Here is an 18,961-nt window from a genome sequence, read left to right as displayed (position 1 = left end):
TTAGACTAAAGTAGACTTTTTTAACCATTAGCTCTCCATCATCGTTATAACCCAGTATTTTTACAAGTTATACCACACAAAAAATCGTGATATCGCTCACTATTCCCTGTGAAGTTTGACCAAAGATGGTTAAAATAATAGCCAGAAAAAATACCAAATTCATAGTCATGTTACCCGGCTATCGCTGGGGCAGACAATTGCAGTAACGACGAACCGTGGAAGGACTTCTCCATGTCAAAAAGAACGATAACCGTAATTCCAGGTGATGGAATTGGCCCAAGTATTATTGATTCTGCCTTAAAAATTCTTGATAAAGCAGGTTGTGATTTTGAATATGAATTTGCCGATGCTGGCCTCACCGCGCTCGAGAAGCAGGGCGAGCTACTTCCACAACGCACTTTAGAGCTTATCGAAAAAAACCGTATCACCCTTAAAGGTCCACTGACTACACCGGTTGGTGAAGGTTTTACTTCTATCAACGTGACCTTACGTAAGAAATTCGGTCTGTATGCTAACGTGCGTCCAGTGCTGTCTTTTAAAGGCACTCAAGCCCGCTACGAAAATATCGATATCATCACAGTCCGCGAAAACACCGAAGGCATGTACTCTGGTCACGGTCAAAAAGTGTCTGACGATGGGTTAACGGCAGAAGCGACCAGTATCGTCACTCGCCAAGGTGCAGAGCAAATCGCCACCTTCGCCTACGAACTGGCCCGCAAAGAAAACCGTAAAAAAGTCACTATCGTGCACAAAGCTAACATCATGAAGTCAACTTCAGGGCTGTTCCTGAAAGTGGCCCGTGAAGTGAGCCTACGTTACCCAGACATCAAGACCGAAGAAATGATCGTCGATGCAACCTGCATGAAGTTAGTGATGAACCCCGAAAACTTCGATGTGATCGTAACGACCAACCTGTTCGGTGACATTTTATCGGATCTGTGCGCCGGTTTAGTGGGTGGTTTAGGCATGGCACCAGGCGCCAACATCGGCCGTGATGCAGCGATTTTCGAAGCGGTTCACGGCAGTGCGCCTGATATCGCTGGCAAAAACCTCGCCAACCCAACCTCAGTGATTTTAGCGTCTATCCAGATGCTGGAATACCTAGGTATGGCTGACAAAGCGGAGCAGATCCGTAAAGCGGTATCTGCCGTGATCGAAGAAGGCGACCGTACCACCCGCGATTTAGGCGGCACCCACGGCACGACCGACTTTACCCAAGCGGTACTCGATCGCCTGTGACCTTAGCGTGCTTAAGCTAACCGCTTTACATTAAGGTAGCCAAGTAAAAAAGCCCCGAAGAATATTCGGGGCTTTTCGTTAAGTAATCATCGCTTCATACCACAAGCAGCATCACCATTTACTGCAATCAGGATCAGTTCCAAGCCGTATTAGGGCGCAGCCATAAATGCACTGTGACCTCATCTCTGTCATGGTAGAGGTGTTTACACTGCACCTTAAACTCAGTGATGCCGTTTTCCTTTAAAATGGTCTGCATGGTTTCAAGGATCGCCGTGACTTCTTTATAGCGGCTCTTCATCGGTAATTTAAGGTTAAAAATCGCCTCCTTAAACCAACCATTAATCGCCCAAGCTTCGATAAGCTCGGCCACACGCGCAGGCTTTTCAACCATGTCGCACACTAACCAATAGATATTTTTGCGCTGGGGCTCGAAACGAAAACCGTCTTCGCGGTAATGTTTTACTTGGCCCGTCTCCATCAGTTTTTCATCCATGGGGCCATTATCGACCGCCGAGACAAACATACCGCGGCGCACCAGTTGATAGGTCCAGCCACCTGGACAAGCGCCTAAGTCGACGGCATTCATACCACTGCGAATACGTTCTTCTTGCTCTTCCTTAGGCACAAACTGTCCGAAGGCTTCATCGAGTTTCAAACTAGAACGGCTCGGTGCATCCGCCGCCATTTTAAGGCGTGGGATCCCCATAAAATGGGGTGAACTGTTATTACTGTAGGAATAACCCACATAGGCACGGCCTGGCCCGACAAAACACACATGGATAATCGGACGCTTGGGATTTTCCTGGGCGAGCAAACTACCAGACTTTTTCAAATGCTGACGTAAGGGCACAGTAAACTTACGACAAAAAGCCGAGAGCTCTTTCGCTTCATTGGTGTCAGGCGTTTCAACCCGCACTTCACCCGCCTTACTGACCTCACTGAGCGCCGCAACAATTGGGCTGACTCTGTCGCTTTCAGGCAAATCGGCGAGCAACTCACTCGCTGCAAACATTTGACGGGCGAAAATCAATGAATCCAATGGAAGCTGTTTGGCTAAAATATCCGCCGCGCCTTCTTCAAAACACTGGAACACCACATAGGCGTCGTTATTATTGGCCTTAACGAAGCCACCGACATTGAGCTCACCGGCTCGCTGTTGAATTTCTGCTGCGCATTCTTTTTCAAAGCCGGCGCGGCAAAATAAAAATAGGTTTTTCATGGAGATCCTTAAGAAATCCAAGCCAAAGCTCTGGCTGACTATCGATTTGGGCGCCAGTATACCAATTTCAATCCACAAATGCCCTATTTGCTGCACCGCAAACACTAAGTGCGATTTGAGCAATAAAAAAGGCTTAGGAGCATCCTAAGCCTAGTAACTCACATTCTGGCTTGAACTTAAGACTCGTTACCGTCTACCACTTTGTGGCGCCATACGGCGGCGGCAAATAATAACCACCCCAGTAAGAAACAGCCGCCACCCATAGGGGTGATAGGGCCAAGCCACTTAGTCCCAAACAATGCCAGTCCATATAACGAGCCAGAAAACAGCACTATCCCAGCAATAAACAAATAGGCCGACCAATCCAATAAACGTGAGGTTAACCATTGGCCCGAGAAAGCAACCATGATTAAGGCGAAGGTATGGTAGAAATGGTATTGCACCCCAAGATTAAACACGTCAATCAACTCTGGTGGGGCAACTGCTTTTAAACCGTGGGCACCAAACGCGCCTAAAGCCACGGCTAAAAATCCGCTAAGTGCGGCGAGTAATAACAGACCTTTACGCATTTCAATCTCCAAATGGAATGGGCTTAACTCTTAATGACAAATTTAACTAATGATAAATTTAACTGATAAATCAATAGCAAGGGCTAGATTAGCCGCTTCAGTCGTGCCAGACGACTTTCTTGGGGTAAAACTATGATCCCCGTCGGGTAACCAGCCGAACTGGATAGTATCGTTCAGTGGCCAAGTGGGTATTTGGGTTTTATTCCCAAATTTATCCCGCTCGCCCTGTAACACGAGTACCGGGACTTGGCATTCATTTAGTGATGCCAATCTCGGCTCGCCGCCGTTTAGGGGAATAAAGGGATAACCTAAACAAATCACCCTGTCGATCCGACTTGCTAGGTGAGTATCGGAGGCAAGAATGGCCGCCATACGGCCGCCCATGGATTTGCCCATCAGTACCACGCGTTTTACCTGCGGCTGTGCATGCGCCACATCGAGCATTTCGGTAAAGCAAGCGAGCAGTTTGGGCGCCCTATCGGGAGGGCGCTTCTTGCCATCGGCCGCATTAGCCTGCATATAGGGGAAATTAAAGCGCATCACTTTAAAACCCTTGGCTACTAATCCTGATGCCATCGAGCGCATAAATTCAGAGTCCCGGTTGGCCCCGGCCCCATGGGCAAATAAAATCAATGTGTCACTGGGCGCGCCTTCAATCAAATATGCGGGTTTATCCTGGCAATAACTCACTACGGGACTCCTCGGCAAACATATCTAACATCCATTCACGAAATGCGACAACCTTTCCAAGCTCCGCATGATTTTGCTGACACACTAGATAGTAAGCGTCTTTACTGACTAACACTTCTTGGAATGGACACACAAGCCGCCCCGCTTTGATGTCAGGGCGAGCGAGCACACTATAACCCAGGGCCACGCCTTGGCCATGGGCCGCAGCCTGTAATACGAGGGAGGAATGGCTAAAAATCGGCCCTTGGTTCACATTGATATCGTTAATGCCACATTGCCTAAACCATGCCTGCCAGTCGTGGCGGCTCATATCATGCAGCAGGGTGTGATATTTTAAATCTTCTGGCTTTGAAAGCGGCTTAGGACCATTGAGTAACATGGGCGAGCATACAGGGATAAGCACTTCATTACGCAGCTTGTCGGCCCGTAAGCCTGGCCAATTACCTAGACCATAGTAAATCGCCACATCCACATCATCGGTCAAAGAGCTGGCCTCGGTATCAACGGCTTTAATCCGCACGTCAATATCGGGATTTTTTTCACTAAATTTAGCCAAACGTGGCACCAACCACTGGATAGCAAAACTCGGAGACATGCTCACAGTCAACGAACCAATGGCACTGCGGGCTAAAAGTCTGTCGGTGGCGTCGGCCAATTGGGTGAAGATATCTTTAATATCGAGAAAATAACTCTGCCCCTCCTCGGTCAACAGCAAAGAGCGGTTTTTTCGGCGAAATAATTTTAATCCGAGAAAGTCTTCCAACGCCTTAATTTGATGGCTCACCGCAGCCTGAGTCACGAACAGTTCTTCAGCCGCGCGAGTAAAGCTCAAGTGCCGTGCGGCGGCTTCAAATGCTTTAACCGCATTAAGTGGTGGTAATCGTCTTGACATAGTGATCTCTATCTCAATTTTTAATTAGTTTTTCTAATCCGTATTGTTACATTTAATCGTTTGTAAAGGCCAGCGTTTTTGGTTAAATTTTGCGCCAATGAAACACCTAGGTTGGACAATCTCGACAACGATGATGGGAATGTCTGACAGCGTTATTTTGTCAGCCCGGAGGCGACTATGTTCAATTTAAAATCTGCATTTGCGTTAGTGTTAGTCTCAGCACTCAGTGTTAATGTCAGTGCCAATGTACTCGTTGACGAAATCGTCATAGATACCACTGACTTACAGGCAAGTATCAATGCCGACCTCACCGCAGCCATGGATAAAATGCAGCAGGAAGAGTTACAAGCTCCCACCATGCTGATTGCGGAAGAAGGCAAAGTTCCAAGCCAGCAAGTGGTAAAAGTAGAGCAATAATGTTAACGCCTACCCTATCGCAAAGAGGTGGGGATGTTTGACAAAAAAGCCGCAAATATTGCGGCTTTTTCGTTTTTACATGCACCAAAGACGCTGAGCAATCAAGCGATTAGCAGCCTTTATCTATGGACGGTACACTTTAACGTTAGTGTATCCCTGCTCGATTAAATACAGCGCCTGCAACTTGCTCATGACGCCTCGCTCGCAATACAACAAGTAGGTTTTTTGCTTGTCGAGATCCGCAAACTGGGTCGCCAACTTGAAGAATGGGATACGTTTAATCTCAACCCCTTCAATTTGAAGCGGTTTGTTTTCTTCTTCCTCTGGAGCGCGGATATCAATCACAACCTCATTGGTATCTTCGATGGCGACCACGGTTTCTGTTTCTGTTATCCGAGTATCCATTTGCTCTGCAATCTCCCTAATATCGATAACGACAGCCTGCGCCACTATGTGATCGATCAAATCCTCTGAAAATTTCTTCTCTTCGGCTTCAACCTTCGCCAGTACCGCCTTCACTGTCGGCTTTTGCGAAATAACGCCGCAGTATTCCGGCATTGACTTAGCAAAATCTTCGGTACCAATTCTGCGGCTCTCATTGATAATGTCCTGCTTATCCATGGCAATCAAGGGACGAAGGATCAGCAGTTCGGTACAACGGTCAATCACATTTAGGTTTGTGAGGGTTTGGCTTGATACTTGGCCTAAGCTTTCACCCGTCACTAAGGCTTGAATGCCCATACGATCGGCGATGCGCGCCGCGGTGCGCATCATCATACGCTTAAGCACAACGCCCATTTGGCCGTTATCGATTTTCTCTAAAATCTCGGCAACCACAGGCTCAAAGGGCACAGAAATAAACTTCACCTTGTGGGATTCACCATAGGTTTTCCACAAGTGATATGCCACCTGTTTTACGCCAATTTCGTGCTGCGCGCCGCCTAAATTAAAGAAGCAATAATGGGTGCGAGCGCCCTTCTTGATAAATTGATAGCTAGAAACACCCGAGTCAAAACCGCCGGAAATCAACGACAACACATCTTCTTGGGTTGCCATCGGGAAGCCACCTAACCCCTCGATGCGCTTAGTCACCATGTACAATTTATCCCCCTCGATTTCGAGGTTGACTGTCACTTCTGGATTTTTTAAACGGACACCCAATGCATCGGTAAACTGATTTAAGCCACCACCGACATAACGCTCCACCTCGATGGAATTAAAATCGTGGCTACCCGTGCGTTTCACCCGCACACAAAAGGTTTTACCGGCAATTTGCTCACGGTAAACGGGCAACACTTGCTGATAAATATCATCCACAGAGGTAAAACTGTACTCATCAACCTGAACGACATGGGCAATACCAGGGATACATGCCAAGCGCTCACCAAAGGCCTGCGCTAACTCAGGTTTATCCTTTGGTACCATCACCATAATACGGTCCCATTGACGCTGCACTTTGGCATCTTCATCAACTTTTTTGAGCACATTACGGATGTTGGTTTCGAGCATTTTGGTGAAGCGCATCCGCACAGGCTTGCTCTTCATCATGATTTCTGGGTATAGCTTTACAATAAACTTCATGGGATTTCCGCGGGCAATTTTGAATACAGCAAAATTGGTTAAAAGAATAATCGGGGGATTATAACAAACTCACCGCGATTGACGCACCTGTTTCCATGCACCATGTCTTTCAGCTGTGCTTTGCGCTAGATAATGGCGCCTAAGGATGCGCGCCATCACGGGAAAGCAAGTGCTCAATCATTCAACACAAAGCGTTAGGATCTTATAGTCAAAAAAGTCCGAATAAAAAAGCCGCAGTGGATTTGCGGCTTTAGCTAAGAATAAACCCAATGGATTTACGGTGTCTTATCGATTTGAATTTCTTCGGATTCCTTTGCCTTACCTTGCTCGATAGCAATTTCCACTCGGCGGTTACGGGCCCGATTTTCCGCTGAACTATTTGGCACTATGGGATTATTAGATGCCATACCTACCACTTTCATCCGTTTAGAATCAAAGTCTTTGACCTCTAATAACACACTGGCAACGGCAACGGCACGCTTACTCGATAAATCCCAATTAGAGCTATAAAGCTCATCACTTATCTGCATATCATCGGTGTAACCAGACACGGTAATGATCCCCGGTACATCTTTTAATAACTCACCCACGGCACGCACCACAGGTTTAAATTTGGGCTGAAGGAAGCCAGAGCCCGAGGCAAATGAGCCTTTCTCGCGGATCCGGATAATAATCTGTTGACCTAAAGACTCAATTTCAATCGCACCATCCGTGATCTCTTTATTAAGCTCCTGGGCCATTTTTTTCACTTGCTGATTAATCTGATCCTGGGCCGCAGCGGCTTCGGCTTTCACGGCATCGGCGGTTTCCTGGGCCGTCGCACTCGCTTCGCCTCCCCTTTGGGAGCCACTTTGTTGCTGTACGCCACCGGAGCTTTCGTCTTGACCCGCTTGGTAATCCAAGACTGGTTCGGTCATTTCATTGGTTTGTTGGTTGATAATTTCAATCGGGGTGGGATCGGGACGACCCGGCCTAAACTCCAGCGCAATCACCGACGTTCCCTTAGGAATATCTTTCACTTCGACCTTGTTTTGCACCCCGAAGGCATATTTCATCGAGCCTGCGATCTGCTTAAACTTCATCACATCCATTTCAGAAAACGATAGCAGCAGCACGAAAAAGCACATTAACAGCGACATTAAGTCGGCAAATGTTGCCAACCAGAGCGGAGCTCCCGGCGGTGGACAATTGCACTTAGCCTTAGCCATCGGCTACTCTCCGTCCGTTGTATCGATTTTCCGCTGTTTTTCAGCCAGGTAGTTTTTCAAGAAACCTTCAATTACCCGTGGGTTTTGCCCATCTTGAATAGCCAACACAGCATCCATGATCAAGTTGCGGTTCAGCATTTCTTCGCCCATACGCAGGGTGAGTTTATCGGCGATGGGAATACACACCATGTTAGCAACCACAGCACCATATAAAGTCGTTAGCAAGGCTACCGCCATCGAAGGGCCAATGGATTTAGGATCTGACATATTCGATAGCATGGCAACCAGACCAACGAGTGTACCTATCATCCCCATCGCTGGGCCTACGTCACCAAAGGCTCTGAAAATGGCAATACCATTGCGATGACGCTCTTCCGTTAAGGCAATGTCTTTTTCGAGGGCGGCGCGCACCACATCGCCGTCATGGCCATCAACCAACATATCAACGGCTTTTTGCATAAAACTATTGGTAATTTGCGCTTCTTCTAGCGCGAGAAAACCGCCTTTACGGGCGGCATCGGCCATAGTCACAGATTGTTCGATAAGATCATCTGGCTTATCAATCTTAAACATAAAGGCTTTCATCGCGATTTTGACCGCACCGAAAAACTGTTTGAGATTGAACTTCATCATCACAACGAAGAAAGAGCCACCAAATACGATAAAAACCGAGGGCACATCAATGAAGATCATCAAACCGCCGCTGGTCGCCATCGCCCAAAGGATAAAACCAAAGCTTCCGACCAGACCAATTAATGTAGCTAAATCCACAATGGCTCCTCAATATTGGGTATAAACAACATCATACTGACTCTATGAGTAAAATTACACTCGTGTTATTTGCGTTAACATAACACGCTAGTATTTACGTGAGCCTTATCAGTTATGCAAAAATCATCTAAAACACGGTTATCCTATTGTCAGTTATCGGACAAGCACTAAGCAAGTTTAGCGACTATTTATATTTTCTGAAAAAAATTCAGCAACAAAGCGTGCTATTGAGCAAATATCCGCCGTCTGAATTTGACCCTTGCGCCGCCCTGATATACCTTGTGTCCGCTCTTTCAAAGGAATTATTAACGTGGCGAAGAAACCCGAAAACCTTAGTTTTGAAGAATCCCTAGCTGAACTCGAGCGCATAGTCGCCGAGTTAGAACAGGGCGACGTCTCCCTCGATGACGCGTTAAAACAATTTGAACGCGGCATTAATCTCGTGCGTAATAGCCAAGCTAAGCTCGAACAAGCCCAACAAAAAGTGGCCATTTTACTGAAGCCAGATGAAAATGCGCCCCTGTCTCCCTATGCCGTTGAGGGTGAATAAGCGTGTTAGTCAGTGCCATACAGACATATCAACTACGGGTTGATAACCAATTAAAACAGCGTTTTAGTACACTCGAAGATACCGCTCCCCAATTAAAGGCGGCCATGATCCATGGCGCACTCCTTGGCGGTAAACGGATCCGCCCATTTCTTGTTTACAGTGTTGGGCAGATGTTCGGCGTCGCGCTTGAAAAATTAGATGCCTGCGCCGCCGCCATTGAGTGCATTCATGCCTATTCCTTAATCCATGACGATTTACCCGCCATGGATGATGATGCGCTTCGTCGCGGTCAACCCACAGTGCATATCGCCTTCGATGAAGCCACTGCCATTCTTGCTGGCGATGCACTGCAAACCTTAGCCTTTGAAATTGTGACCGAAGTGATTCCAGGTATCAGCAGCGATCAACATATCGCTATGGTCCGGGCATTGGCAAAAGCATCGGGTTATCGGGGGATGTGTGGTGGCCAAGCGATAGACTTAGCCTCAACCGATAAAAAAATTGATCTTAATGCGTTAACTCAACTACACAATATGAAAACGGGTGCGCTGATCAGCTGCGCCGTTGAGTTAGCATTGATTGCCGCCAATGCGCCAAAAGATGAATATAAGGCTATGATGGAATTTGCCCATGCGGTAGGACTTGCCTTCCAAGTGCAAGACGATATTCTGGATATCATTGCCACCACGGAAGAACTCGGCAAGCCCCAGGGCTCGGACGCAGAATCCAATAAGAGTACTTTTCCGCAACTGCTTGGACTACAAGGTGCTAAAGACACCGCAGCGCAACTGATCCAAGAGGCACTATCAGCGCTGGCTAAATTGCCATACAATAGCCAGTTAATTGCAGACTTCGCCCGCTATATCATTGAGCGAAGAATATAATAAGAGACGAAGTATCTCGCTATGAGTTTGGACATTTCTCAGTTTCCCGTATTGGCCCAGGCCAATACTCCCAATGAACTCCGCCAACTTCCTCAGGCCCTATTACCACAGGTAGCCGATGAATTGCGGGAGTTCCTTCTTAAGTCCGTCGGCATGTCCAGCGGACATTTTGCCTCTGGCTTAGGAACGGTCGAATTAACCGTTGCCTTGCATTATGTCTACAATACCCCATTCGATCGTTTAATTTGGGATGTGGGCCATCAAGCCTATCCCCATAAAATTTTAACGGGGCGTCGGGATAAAATGCATACCATCAGGCAAAAGAATGGTTTGCATCCCTTCCCTTGGCGTGAAGAAAGTGAATACGACACCTTTAGCGTGGGGCATTCAGGCACGTCAATCAGTGCCGCGCTGGCGATGGCCGTGGCCGCAGAGAAAGAACAAGCTGGACGTAAAGTCGTGGCCGTCATCGGCGATGGTGCCATGACAGGCGGCATGGTGTTTGAAGCCATGAACCACGCTGGCGACTTGCACAACGATATGTTGATGGTGCTGAACGACAACGAAATGTCAATTTCTGAAAATGTCGGCGCCCTAAACAATCACTTAGCCCAACTGATGTCAGGCCGTTTGTACACCACACTGCGCGAAGGCGGCAAAAAAGTGCTCAAGGGCATGCCCGTCATCAAAGAAATGGCCAAACGTACCGAAGAACACCTCAAAGGTATGGTGGTACCCGGCACACTGTTTGAAGAGCTAGGCTTTAATTATATCGGTCCGATTGATGGCCACGATGTGGAAGCTTTGGTCGAAACCCTACGCAATATGCGCAATCTCAAGGGACCACAGGTACTGCATATCATGACCAAAAAAGGTCGTGGTTACGAGCCGGCGGAGAAAGATCCCATAGGCTGGCACGCCGTGCCTAAATTTGATCCTTCACAGTTTAAAAAGCCTGCGACAAAACCTGGGCTGCCGACCTTCTCCCAGGTATTTGGCAAATGGCTATGCGATATTGCCGAGCAGGATGACAAAGTGCTCGGCATCACCCCTGCCATGCGTGAAGGTTCGGGCATGGTGGAGTTTTCACAGCGCTTCCCGAAACAATATTTCGATGCGGCCATTGCCGAGCAACATGCAGTGACGCTCGGCGCAGGTTTTGCCTGTGAAGGTTATAAACCCGTAGTAGCAATTTATTCGACCTTCCTGCAACGGGCCTATGATCAACTGATCCACGATGTTGCCCTGCAACGATTACCCGTTTTATTTGCAATAGATCGCGGTGGTATTGTCGGCGCCGATGGTCCAACTCACCAAGGGGCATTTGACTTAAGCTTTATGCGTTGCATCCCCAATATGGTGATTATGGCGCCGTCCGATGAAAATGAATGTCGCCAAATGCTGTATACCGGTTATTGCTACGATGCTGGCCCCAGTGCGGTTCGCTATCCAAGGGGCAGCGCGACAGGAGCCACACAGGTCGAGGCAATGACGGCGCTGCCTATTGGTAAAGGGGTCATTAAGCGTAACGGTAAACGCATTGCCATACTGAACTTTGGTACCACTTTAGCTGCAGCATTATCGGCGGCCGAGGATTTAGATGCCACTGTGGTCGATATGCGTTTCGTGAAACCCCTCGATGTCGAGCTGGTTAAAGAGATGGCCCAAACCCACGATGTGCTAGTGACGGTGGAAGAAAATGCCATTATGGGCGGCGCAGGTTCCGGGGTGATAGAGTTATTACAAAAAATGAAGCTGCCTAAAGCCGTGCTACAAATCGGTCTACCCGATGAGTTTATTAAACACGGATCGCCGGAAGAAGTGACCCATGATTTACAGCTCGATGCCGAAGGCATTCTAGCGCAAATCAATGCTTATCTAGCCGAATAATCAATAGATTACCTAGTCAAACAATCTTTAATCCCAACCCTAAATGGTGTTGGGATTAAGGCATAAAAAAGGACTGCATCTGCAGTCCTTTTTCATCACATCTACTGTAGCAAAACCTCAGCTTTATTTCACTTAAACCTCAGTATTGCCTAGGCCTCGATATCAATAGTCGCGCTTTCTTGATTTGGGCTACCCTGAGACACCATCACCATGGCAGGGCGTAGCAAACGGCTGTTGAGCTCATAACCCTTTTGCATCACTAACATCACAGTATTTGCCGGAAATTCGGCACTTGGCTGCATGCCAATCGCTTGATGTTGATCAGGATTAAACGCCTGACCTTGGGGATCGATAGGCTTAACCCCGAACTTAGCCACGGCAGTTAAGAAACCTTTCTGGGTTAACTCAACGCCCTCATAGATGGCTTTTGTCGCTTCATCCTGAGGATTTGTGCCCTGTAGAGCACGTTCCATGTTGTCCAGCACAGGTAAAAGTTCATTGGCGAACTTTTCCAATGCGAATTTGTTTGCCTTCTCCACGTCCATAGCGGCACGGCGACGAATGTTATCCACCTCGGCTGCGGCGCGTATCACTGAATCCTTCTGCTCTTCAACTTTCGCCAAAGCGTCAGCGAGTAACTGTTCCAGCTCTTCAATACGGAAATTGGCTTGGGTAAGCTCGTCGATAAGACTCGCTTCTTCGGTAGAGACTTCAGACTCTACACCCTCTTGGATCAGATCCTGTTCTGCTTTAATCGACTCGTTGCTCATTTTCACTCCAGCTAAAAATGCTTTGTTTCTAAATACTCTGGGCATATTATGGGGATCAATTTTGACGTTTCAAGGCCTAAGGCCAGATCTAGCATAAATATGACCACAAAGTTCCATACCATTGGCCTTATCGGCAAACCGCATCATCAAGGGACTAACCAAACCTTAAAACGTCTGCACCATTGGCTGACGATGCAAGGCTATGAAGTGTTAGCCGAAGAGCGAGTTGCCACCGAACTAGGTGCCAATATTGAAGCGGTGGATTTGCTGGAGATTGGCCGCCGCTGTGATTTAGCCATAGTGGTCGGTGGTGACGGCAATATGTTAGGCGCCGCCCGAGTATTAGCCCGCTTCGATGTGGGAGTGATCGGCGTGAACCGCGGCAACTTAGGCTTTTTAACGGACTTACCACCCGATGCCTTCGAAGAAGCGCTCGCTAAAGTGCTTGATGGCGAGTTTGATACCGAGCACAGATTCTTACTCGAAGCCGAGGTTTATCGCCACGGCATGCTCAAGGCGAGCAATACTGCGGTCAATGAAGCCGTACTTCATCCGGGTAAAATTGCCCATATGATTGAATTTGAAGTCTATATTGACGATCAATTTATGTACAGTCAGCGTGCCGATGGCATGATAGTGTCAACACCAACGGGGTCGACGGCCTATGCCCTCTCCGCTGGGGGCGCTATTTTAACGCCAAATTTACAGGCTCTCATCTTAGTACCTATGTTTCCGCACACTTTATCCTGCCGCCCTATTGTGGTCGACGCCTGTAGCACGATTAAGATGGTGGTATCGCCGGAAAATGGCGAAAACCTCGAAGTCAGTTGTGACGGTCATGTGCATTTGGCCGTGTTACCGGGCGATGAAATTATCGTACGTCGTAGCTCGGAACAACTACGGCTTATCCACCCTAAGGGGCATAATTATTTCCACGTTTTGCGCACCAAATTAGGCTGGGGCAGCAAACTGTTCTGATAACAGCTCTAATAACAACTCTAATACCAGCACCATCGACCTAGGCTTTGAAAAATGGCTAATGCTTTTTTATGCTGTTTTTTATGTAAACGACTTAATTAACGGAAAGTAAATTACACAATTAACTTAATTTCACTAAGTGATCTTAGTCACACCATATTTAACGCCCACCAAAAACGTGATCTATATCACCCTCAAAAAAGCGCAAAAATCAAAATTTTAGCCTTACATATCAAGATAATAGATAATCATCTAATATTCTGATGTATTTTCACCGTTAACTTATGCGACCTTAATCACACCTTAAAAATGTGTTAAAAATCCAGTAAGAACCCATTAATGAAATAAATGGATCAGTTAATTGCAATTCCGAGGGCTAAACCCGTTTAAAAGCTCACTTTTAATAACTTTAATATCGATTTATTGAAACATATATAAGTGAAATTGATATACCCCAGCCATATCGAGTGATCTCGATCACAGATAGAAAATTCCCATGAGAGAAGCACCCCGCAGCGCTGTAAATTAGCATTTCATATAGCAGTCAAAATGATCTAGATCATATTAGTCGAGCACCAAATAGCGTCTAGTACACACCACAGAATGTCGTGACCATTAATATTTTCAGTGAAAACTGCTGATATCAGGTCTGGGAAGTCGACATTAAGGTAGATGCATAATCCTAATATTTTAATAAAAAAGACAGACCACTTTATGAAGAGGCAAGCATGACAATACTTCAACTCCTCGCCAGCTTGACGCCAGTGATCAGCGTAATGCTATTTCTAGTGTTACTCAGAATGCCCGCATCAAAGGCTATGCCCATTTCCATGATAGCTACAGCGCTCGCCGCCGTATTTATATGGCAAATGGATACTACGCTACTGGCCGCATCGGTCCTCGAGGGACTGCTCTCAGCCATCACACCATTAACCATCATTTTTGGTGCCGTATTCCTACTCAATACCCTGAAATACTCAGGTGCGATGGATACCATCCGTGCGGGCTTTACTAACATCAGTGCCGATGCCCGGGTGCAAGTGATCATCATCTGTTGGTTATTCGGTGCCTTTATCGAAGGTAGTGCCGGTTTTGGTACGCCAGCCGCGATTGGTGCACCACTGCTGGTATTGCTTGGGGTTCCCCCCGTTGCCGCAGCCGTGGTGGCTTTGATTGCCGACTCAGCTTGTGTGTCCTTCGGTGCTATCGGTTTACCCGTGCTCTTTGGTATGGAACAGGGCCTAATTCAGGGCGGCGTGAGCATGGCGGCGGAGCAATTTGCTGCACACGGCGGTAACTATGCTGGTTACGCTCAATATATCGTCATGCATATGATCACTATCGATTTAATCACAGGTTCATTAATCCCGCTGGTCATGGTGACTATGCTGACGGGGTTCTTTGGTCGCAATAAATCCTTCAAGGAAGGGTTAGCGATTTGGAAATTTGCGATTTTTGCTGGTCTTGCCTTTACCGTTCCCGCATGGATCATCAACTACCTTGCAGGCCCAGAATTCCCAGCGGTTATCGGTGCGTTAATCGGTATGGCGCTGGTGATCCCCGTTGCCCGCAAAGGATATTTGCTCCCTAAAACCCCTTGGAATGATTTTGCCGAGAATGACAATCAAGAGGGTGTGAAGGTTGAAGCTACGGCCAAATTCTCACAAATTGCCGCTTGGACACCCTATATCATTATGGCTGCCCTGCTAGTGTTATCACGCACAGTGGCACCATTAAAAGCCTGGTTATCTAGCTTCAATATCAGCTGGACAGGTTTAATGGGCACCGAACTTAAGGCCAGCTTTGCTACTTTATATGCACCGGGTGCGTTCTTCGTCGCCGTGTGTATTATAGGTTTCTTCCTGTTCAAAATGAAAAGCCCAGCGATTAAGCAGTCAATAAGCATTTCATGTAAATCAATGTTACCGACGATTATTTCACTAGGCGCCTCAGTGCCTATGGTGAAAATCTTCCTAAACTCAGGAGCTAACGGTTCAGGCCTCGCCTCTATGCCAGTGGCATTAGCCGACATGTTAGGCCAATCAATGGGCGCGGTATGGGCATGGATGGCGCCTATCGTTGGTATCTTTGGTGCCTTCCTATCTGGTTCAGCGACCTTCTCTAACATGATGTTCTCTAGTCTACAATACAGTGTGGCCGACAATATCGGCATGAACCACACTCTGGTATTGGCCCTACAAGGGATTGGCGCAAACGCCGGTAACATGATGTGCGTAATGAACGTGGTAGCCGCAGCAACTGTGGTAGGTATGGCGGGTAGAGAATCAGAAATTATCCGTAAGACTATGCCTGTTGCCATCGCTTATGCCCTGCTGGCAGGTACTATTGCAACCCTATGGGGTGGCTTTTAATCCATTGATTTAATTGAACAGTCGAGGTCACTTTCAGTGACTTCGACTTCAGTCAATTTACAAAGAGAGTAATGCAATGTCGATTAACTATAAATTGGTCATCGATGATCTAAGAGTGCAATTAGGCGACCACCCTGTCACGGATGATCCCGTCCGTCGTTTTGCTTGGTCTACCGATGCGAGTTACTTCAGAATCGTCCCCGAAGTCGTAGTACATGCCGAAACCCTAGAGCAAGTAAAACAGACCTTAGCGGTAGCACGAAAGCACAATGCGCCCGTGACCTTTAGGGCCGCCGGCACCAGTTTATCGGGCCAAGCTATCGGTGAAGGCATATTGCTGATCCTCGGCCACGATGGTTTTAGAAAAATTGAAGTCAGTAGCGACGCCAAACAAATCACCCTAGGTGCCGCTGTTATTGGCTCCGATGCCAATGCGGTATTAGCGCCACTCAATCGTAAGATAGGCCCAGATCCAGCAACCATAGCCTCGGCTAAGATTGGCGGCATTGTTGCCAATAATGCGTCCGGCATGTGCTGCGGCACGGCCCAAAACAGCTACCAAACGATTGCCTCAGCCAAGCTGCTTTTTGTCGATGGTACTGAGCTCGATACTGGCTGCGAAAAATCAAAGGCAGAATTTACCAAAACCCACGGCAAAATGCTCGATGCGATAAAAGAACTGTCGCACATGACTCGCCATAATCCAGTATTGGCGGAGCGGATTCGTAAAAAATATTCCATCAAAAATACCACTGGCTATGGTATCAACTCATTACTCGATTTTACCGACCCCTTCGACATCATTAATCATTTGATGGTGGGTATGGAAGGCACCCTCGCCTTCATTAACGAAGTCACCTACAACACAGTGAATGAGGCTAAATTTAAAGCCTCGGCAATGGCCGTATTCCACAATATGGAAGATGCTGCCCGCGCGATTCCATTGATCAACGGTGAGAGCGTTGCAGCGGCGGAGCTCCTCGACTGGCCATCCATCAAAGCAGTAACGGGTAAACCTGGTATGCCGGACTGGCTATCGGAATTACCGGCATTATCGGCTATTTTGCTGATTGAATCCCGAGCCGATGATGCGCAAACCCTAGAAGCTTATACCCAAGATGTCACCCAAAAACTTACCGGGTTTGACTTTATTCGCCCAATGGAATTTAGCGCCGACCCTGCGGTGTGTGACAAGTATTGGGCCATGCGTAAGGGGCTATTCCCGATTGTGGGCGGCGAGCGGCCAAAGGGCACCTCAGTCATTATCGAAGACGTAGCCTTCGAACTTGAGCATCTGGCGGCAGCAGCACGGGATATTACCGAGCTTTTCCATAAACATGGCTACCCTGAAGGTTGTATCTATGGCCATGCCCTAGCGGGTAACTTCCACTTTATTATTACGCCCACCTTCTCCACCCAAGCCGATATCGACCGTTTCCATGCCTTTATGGATGATATTGCCGATATGGTGATTAATAAGTACGACGGTTCGATGAAGGCCGAACATGGTACGGGCCGCGCTGTGGCGCCGTTTGTCGAAAAAGAATGGGGACAAGATGCCTACACTCTGATGAAAAGCATCAAGCAAGTGTTCGATCCTAAGGGCATCCTAAACCCCGGCGTCATACTCAACGACGATAGCAATGTCCATGTTAAAAACATCAAACCTTGCCCTGTGGTCGATGATTTTGTCGATAAATGTATCGAATGTGGCTTCTGCGAAAAAACCTGCCCAACCTCGGCGCTTAACTTCTCGCCACGTCAGCGTATTGCCACCCTGCGTGAAATTGAGCGTCTAGAGCAATCGGGCGATAAAGCCGCAGCAGCCGAAATGCGCGCCGCAGCAAAATACGATGTGGTTGATACCTGCGCTGCCTGTCAGCTGTGTACTATTGCCTGCCCGGTTGATAACAGCATGGGCCAATTGGTACGTAAACTGCGCACGCCGTACATCACCACCACTGAACAAAAAGTGCTGGATTTCCAAGCCAAACACTTTGGCGCAGTGAACCAAGTGATAAGCTCTGGTTTTGATATGCTCGGGGTTATCCATAAAATCACTGGTGATGGCATTACCAATGCCTTAATGAAAACTGGCCGCTTAATTTCTAAAGAAGTGCCCTATTGGAATCCGGATTTCCCTAAGGGCGGCAAACTGCCAAAACCCTCCCCAGCCAAAGCAGGTCAAGAGACTGTGGTCTATTTCCCTGCCTGTGGCGGCAGAACCTTTGGCCCAACGCCCAAGGATCCCGATAATCGCACCCTGCCTGAAGTCGTTGTCACCCTGTTAGAACGTGCGGGTTATAACGTCATCACCCCAGAAAAGACCCGCGATCTCTGCTGTGGTCAGATGTGGGAATCTAAGGGTGACTTTAAAAATGCCGATGCCAAACGTCAGGAACTGATCGATGCGGTCAGCAAAATGACCAATGGCGGTAAACTCCCCGTACTGGTCGATGCATTAAGCTGCACCTACAGAACATTAACGGGTAATCCTAAAGTTAACATTATCGACCTAGTTGAATTTATGCACGACAACTTGCTCGATAAGCTCAATATCAGCAAAAAAGTCAATGTGGCTCTTCACTTAGGCTGTAGTGCTCGCAAGATGAAACTCGAGCCCAAAATGCAGGCGATTGCCAATGCCTGTTCAGCCCAAGTGCTAAAACCCGCAGGGATTGAGTGCTGTGGTTACGCGGGTGAGAAAGGGTTATACAAACCCGAAATCAATGCCAGTGCACTGCGTAATATTAAAAAGCTGATCCCAGTAGAGATTAAGGAAGGCTATTACGCCAACCGTATGTGTGAGGTAGGTCTAACCCAACACAGTGGGATTTCCTATCGCCACTTAGCCTATCTGCTGGAAGAGTGTACCCGTTAATCATTCGTTAATGACGTAAAAGCGGGGCTAATTTAGCCCGCTTTTACGTC

At 47.6% G+C, this 18,961-nt stretch carries 16 protein-coding genes; 8 read left to right on the top strand and 8 right to left on the bottom strand.

All coding sequences use genetic code 11. From position 1 onward, the window contains the following. Positions 1 to 231 precede the first annotated feature (231 nt). Entirely contained in the window at positions 232 to 1,239 is a 1,008-nt protein-coding gene (locus tag JFT56_RS06115; RefSeq protein ID WP_007646592.1) for an isocitrate dehydrogenase, read from the top strand. A gap of 133 nt (positions 1,240 to 1,372) precedes the next feature. Here JFT56_RS06115 and rlmM read toward each other — a convergent pair whose 3' ends face one another. The 4 genes from rlmM to JFT56_RS06095 form a co-directional block, all read right to left on the bottom strand. After that, positions 1,373 to 2,458 carry a 23S rRNA (cytidine(2498)-2'-O)-methyltransferase RlmM gene (gene rlmM, locus JFT56_RS06110; RefSeq protein WP_198782802.1) on the bottom strand — a complete coding sequence of 362 codons (1,086 nt, stop codon included), beginning with the start codon at positions 2,456 to 2,458 and terminating at the stop codon, positions 1,373 to 1,375. A 176-nt stretch (positions 2,459 to 2,634) separates the two neighbouring features. Next, complete coding sequence (locus JFT56_RS06105; RefSeq protein ID WP_198782801.1) at positions 2,635 to 3,027, bottom strand: DUF423 domain-containing protein; 393 nt, start codon at positions 3,025 to 3,027, stop codon at positions 2,635 to 2,637. Positions 3,028 to 3,069: 42 nt separating this feature from the next. Then, the gene (locus tag JFT56_RS06100) at positions 3,070 to 3,717 is read right to left on the bottom strand and encodes an alpha/beta fold hydrolase (RefSeq protein ID WP_198782800.1); all 648 of its coding nucleotides are present in this window, start codon (positions 3,715 to 3,717) and stop codon (positions 3,070 to 3,072) included. After that, on the bottom strand, positions 3,698 to 4,609 hold the full coding sequence (locus JFT56_RS06095; protein ID WP_198782799.1) for a transcriptional regulator GcvA: 912 nt from the start codon (positions 4,607 to 4,609) through the stop codon (positions 3,698 to 3,700). Before JFT56_RS06095 ends, JFT56_RS06100 begins: the two co-directional genes overlap by 20 nt. 177 nt (positions 4,610 to 4,786) lie before the next feature. Between JFT56_RS06095 and JFT56_RS06090 the strand changes: the two genes are divergently transcribed. After that, positions 4,787 to 5,026 (top strand): hypothetical protein, encoded by a 240-nt coding sequence (locus JFT56_RS06090; protein WP_198782798.1) that lies wholly within the window; start codon positions 4,787 to 4,789, stop codon positions 5,024 to 5,026. A gap of 123 nt (positions 5,027 to 5,149) precedes the next feature. Here the strand turns inward: JFT56_RS06090 and thiI are convergent, their stop codons facing one another. The 3 genes from thiI to pomA all read right to left on the bottom strand — a co-directional run bounded on the left by thiI (position 5,150) and on the right by pomA (position 8,586). Beyond that, positions 5,150 to 6,607 (bottom strand): tRNA uracil 4-sulfurtransferase ThiI, encoded by a 1,458-nt coding sequence (gene thiI / locus JFT56_RS06085; RefSeq protein WP_198782797.1) that lies wholly within the window; start codon positions 6,605 to 6,607, stop codon positions 5,150 to 5,152. 275 nt (positions 6,608 to 6,882) lie between these two features. After that, on the bottom strand, positions 6,883 to 7,815 hold the full coding sequence (locus tag JFT56_RS06080) for a flagellar motor protein MotB (RefSeq protein ID WP_198782796.1): 933 nt from the start codon (positions 7,813 to 7,815) through the stop codon (positions 6,883 to 6,885). A 3-nt stretch (positions 7,816 to 7,818) separates the two neighbouring features. Then, a complete protein-coding gene (pomA, locus tag JFT56_RS06075) occupies positions 7,819 to 8,586 on the bottom strand; it encodes a flagellar motor protein PomA (RefSeq protein WP_198782795.1) in 768 nt (255 codons plus the stop codon). Positions 8,587 to 8,896: 310 nt separating this feature from the next. Between pomA and xseB the strand changes: the two genes are divergently transcribed. From xseB to dxs, 3 genes are read left to right on the top strand one after another with little or no spacing between them, the layout of a single operon-like run. Next, a complete protein-coding gene (gene xseB / locus JFT56_RS06070; RefSeq protein ID WP_007646581.1) occupies positions 8,897 to 9,136 on the top strand; it encodes an exodeoxyribonuclease VII small subunit in 240 nt (79 codons plus the stop codon). Positions 9,137 to 9,138: 2 nt separating this feature from the next. Further along, complete coding sequence (gene ispA / locus JFT56_RS06065) at positions 9,139 to 10,020, top strand: (2E,6E)-farnesyl diphosphate synthase (protein WP_198782794.1); 882 nt, start codon at positions 9,139 to 9,141, stop codon at positions 10,018 to 10,020. A gap of 21 nt (positions 10,021 to 10,041) precedes the next feature. Then, a complete protein-coding gene (dxs, locus tag JFT56_RS06060) occupies positions 10,042 to 11,910 on the top strand; it encodes a 1-deoxy-D-xylulose-5-phosphate synthase (protein ID WP_198782793.1) in 1,869 nt (622 codons plus the stop codon). A 149-nt stretch (positions 11,911 to 12,059) separates the two neighbouring features. Here the strand turns inward: dxs and grpE are convergent, their stop codons facing one another. Then, positions 12,060 to 12,680 (bottom strand): nucleotide exchange factor GrpE, encoded by a 621-nt coding sequence (gene grpE / locus JFT56_RS06055; RefSeq protein ID WP_198782792.1) that lies wholly within the window; start codon positions 12,678 to 12,680, stop codon positions 12,060 to 12,062. 99 nt (positions 12,681 to 12,779) lie between these two features. Between grpE and nadK the strand changes: the two genes are divergently transcribed. The 3 genes from nadK (at position 12,780) to JFT56_RS06040 (ending at position 18,911) form a co-directional block, all read left to right on the top strand. Continuing rightward, the gene (nadK, locus tag JFT56_RS06050; protein ID WP_198782791.1) at positions 12,780 to 13,658 is read left to right on the top strand and encodes an NAD(+) kinase; all 879 of its coding nucleotides are present in this window, start codon (positions 12,780 to 12,782) and stop codon (positions 13,656 to 13,658) included. 728 nt (positions 13,659 to 14,386) lie between these two features. Beyond that, positions 14,387 to 16,030, top strand: a complete 1,644-nt coding sequence (locus JFT56_RS06045) for an L-lactate permease (protein ID WP_198782790.1) — start codon at positions 14,387 to 14,389, stop codon at positions 16,028 to 16,030. 76 nt (positions 16,031 to 16,106) lie between these two features. Then, positions 16,107 to 18,911 (top strand): FAD-binding and (Fe-S)-binding domain-containing protein, encoded by a 2,805-nt coding sequence (locus tag JFT56_RS06040; protein ID WP_198782789.1) that lies wholly within the window; start codon positions 16,107 to 16,109, stop codon positions 18,909 to 18,911. The last annotated feature ends 50 nt before the right edge of the window (positions 18,912 to 18,961 follow it).

The sequence above is a fragment of the Shewanella putrefaciens genome (assembly GCF_016406305.1).
Taxonomy (GTDB): Bacteria; Pseudomonadota; Gammaproteobacteria; order Enterobacterales; family Shewanellaceae; genus Shewanella; species Shewanella putrefaciens_C.
The sequence above is the reverse complement of the archived record's forward strand: the minus strand, read 5'-3'. Positions and strand labels throughout refer to the sequence as shown.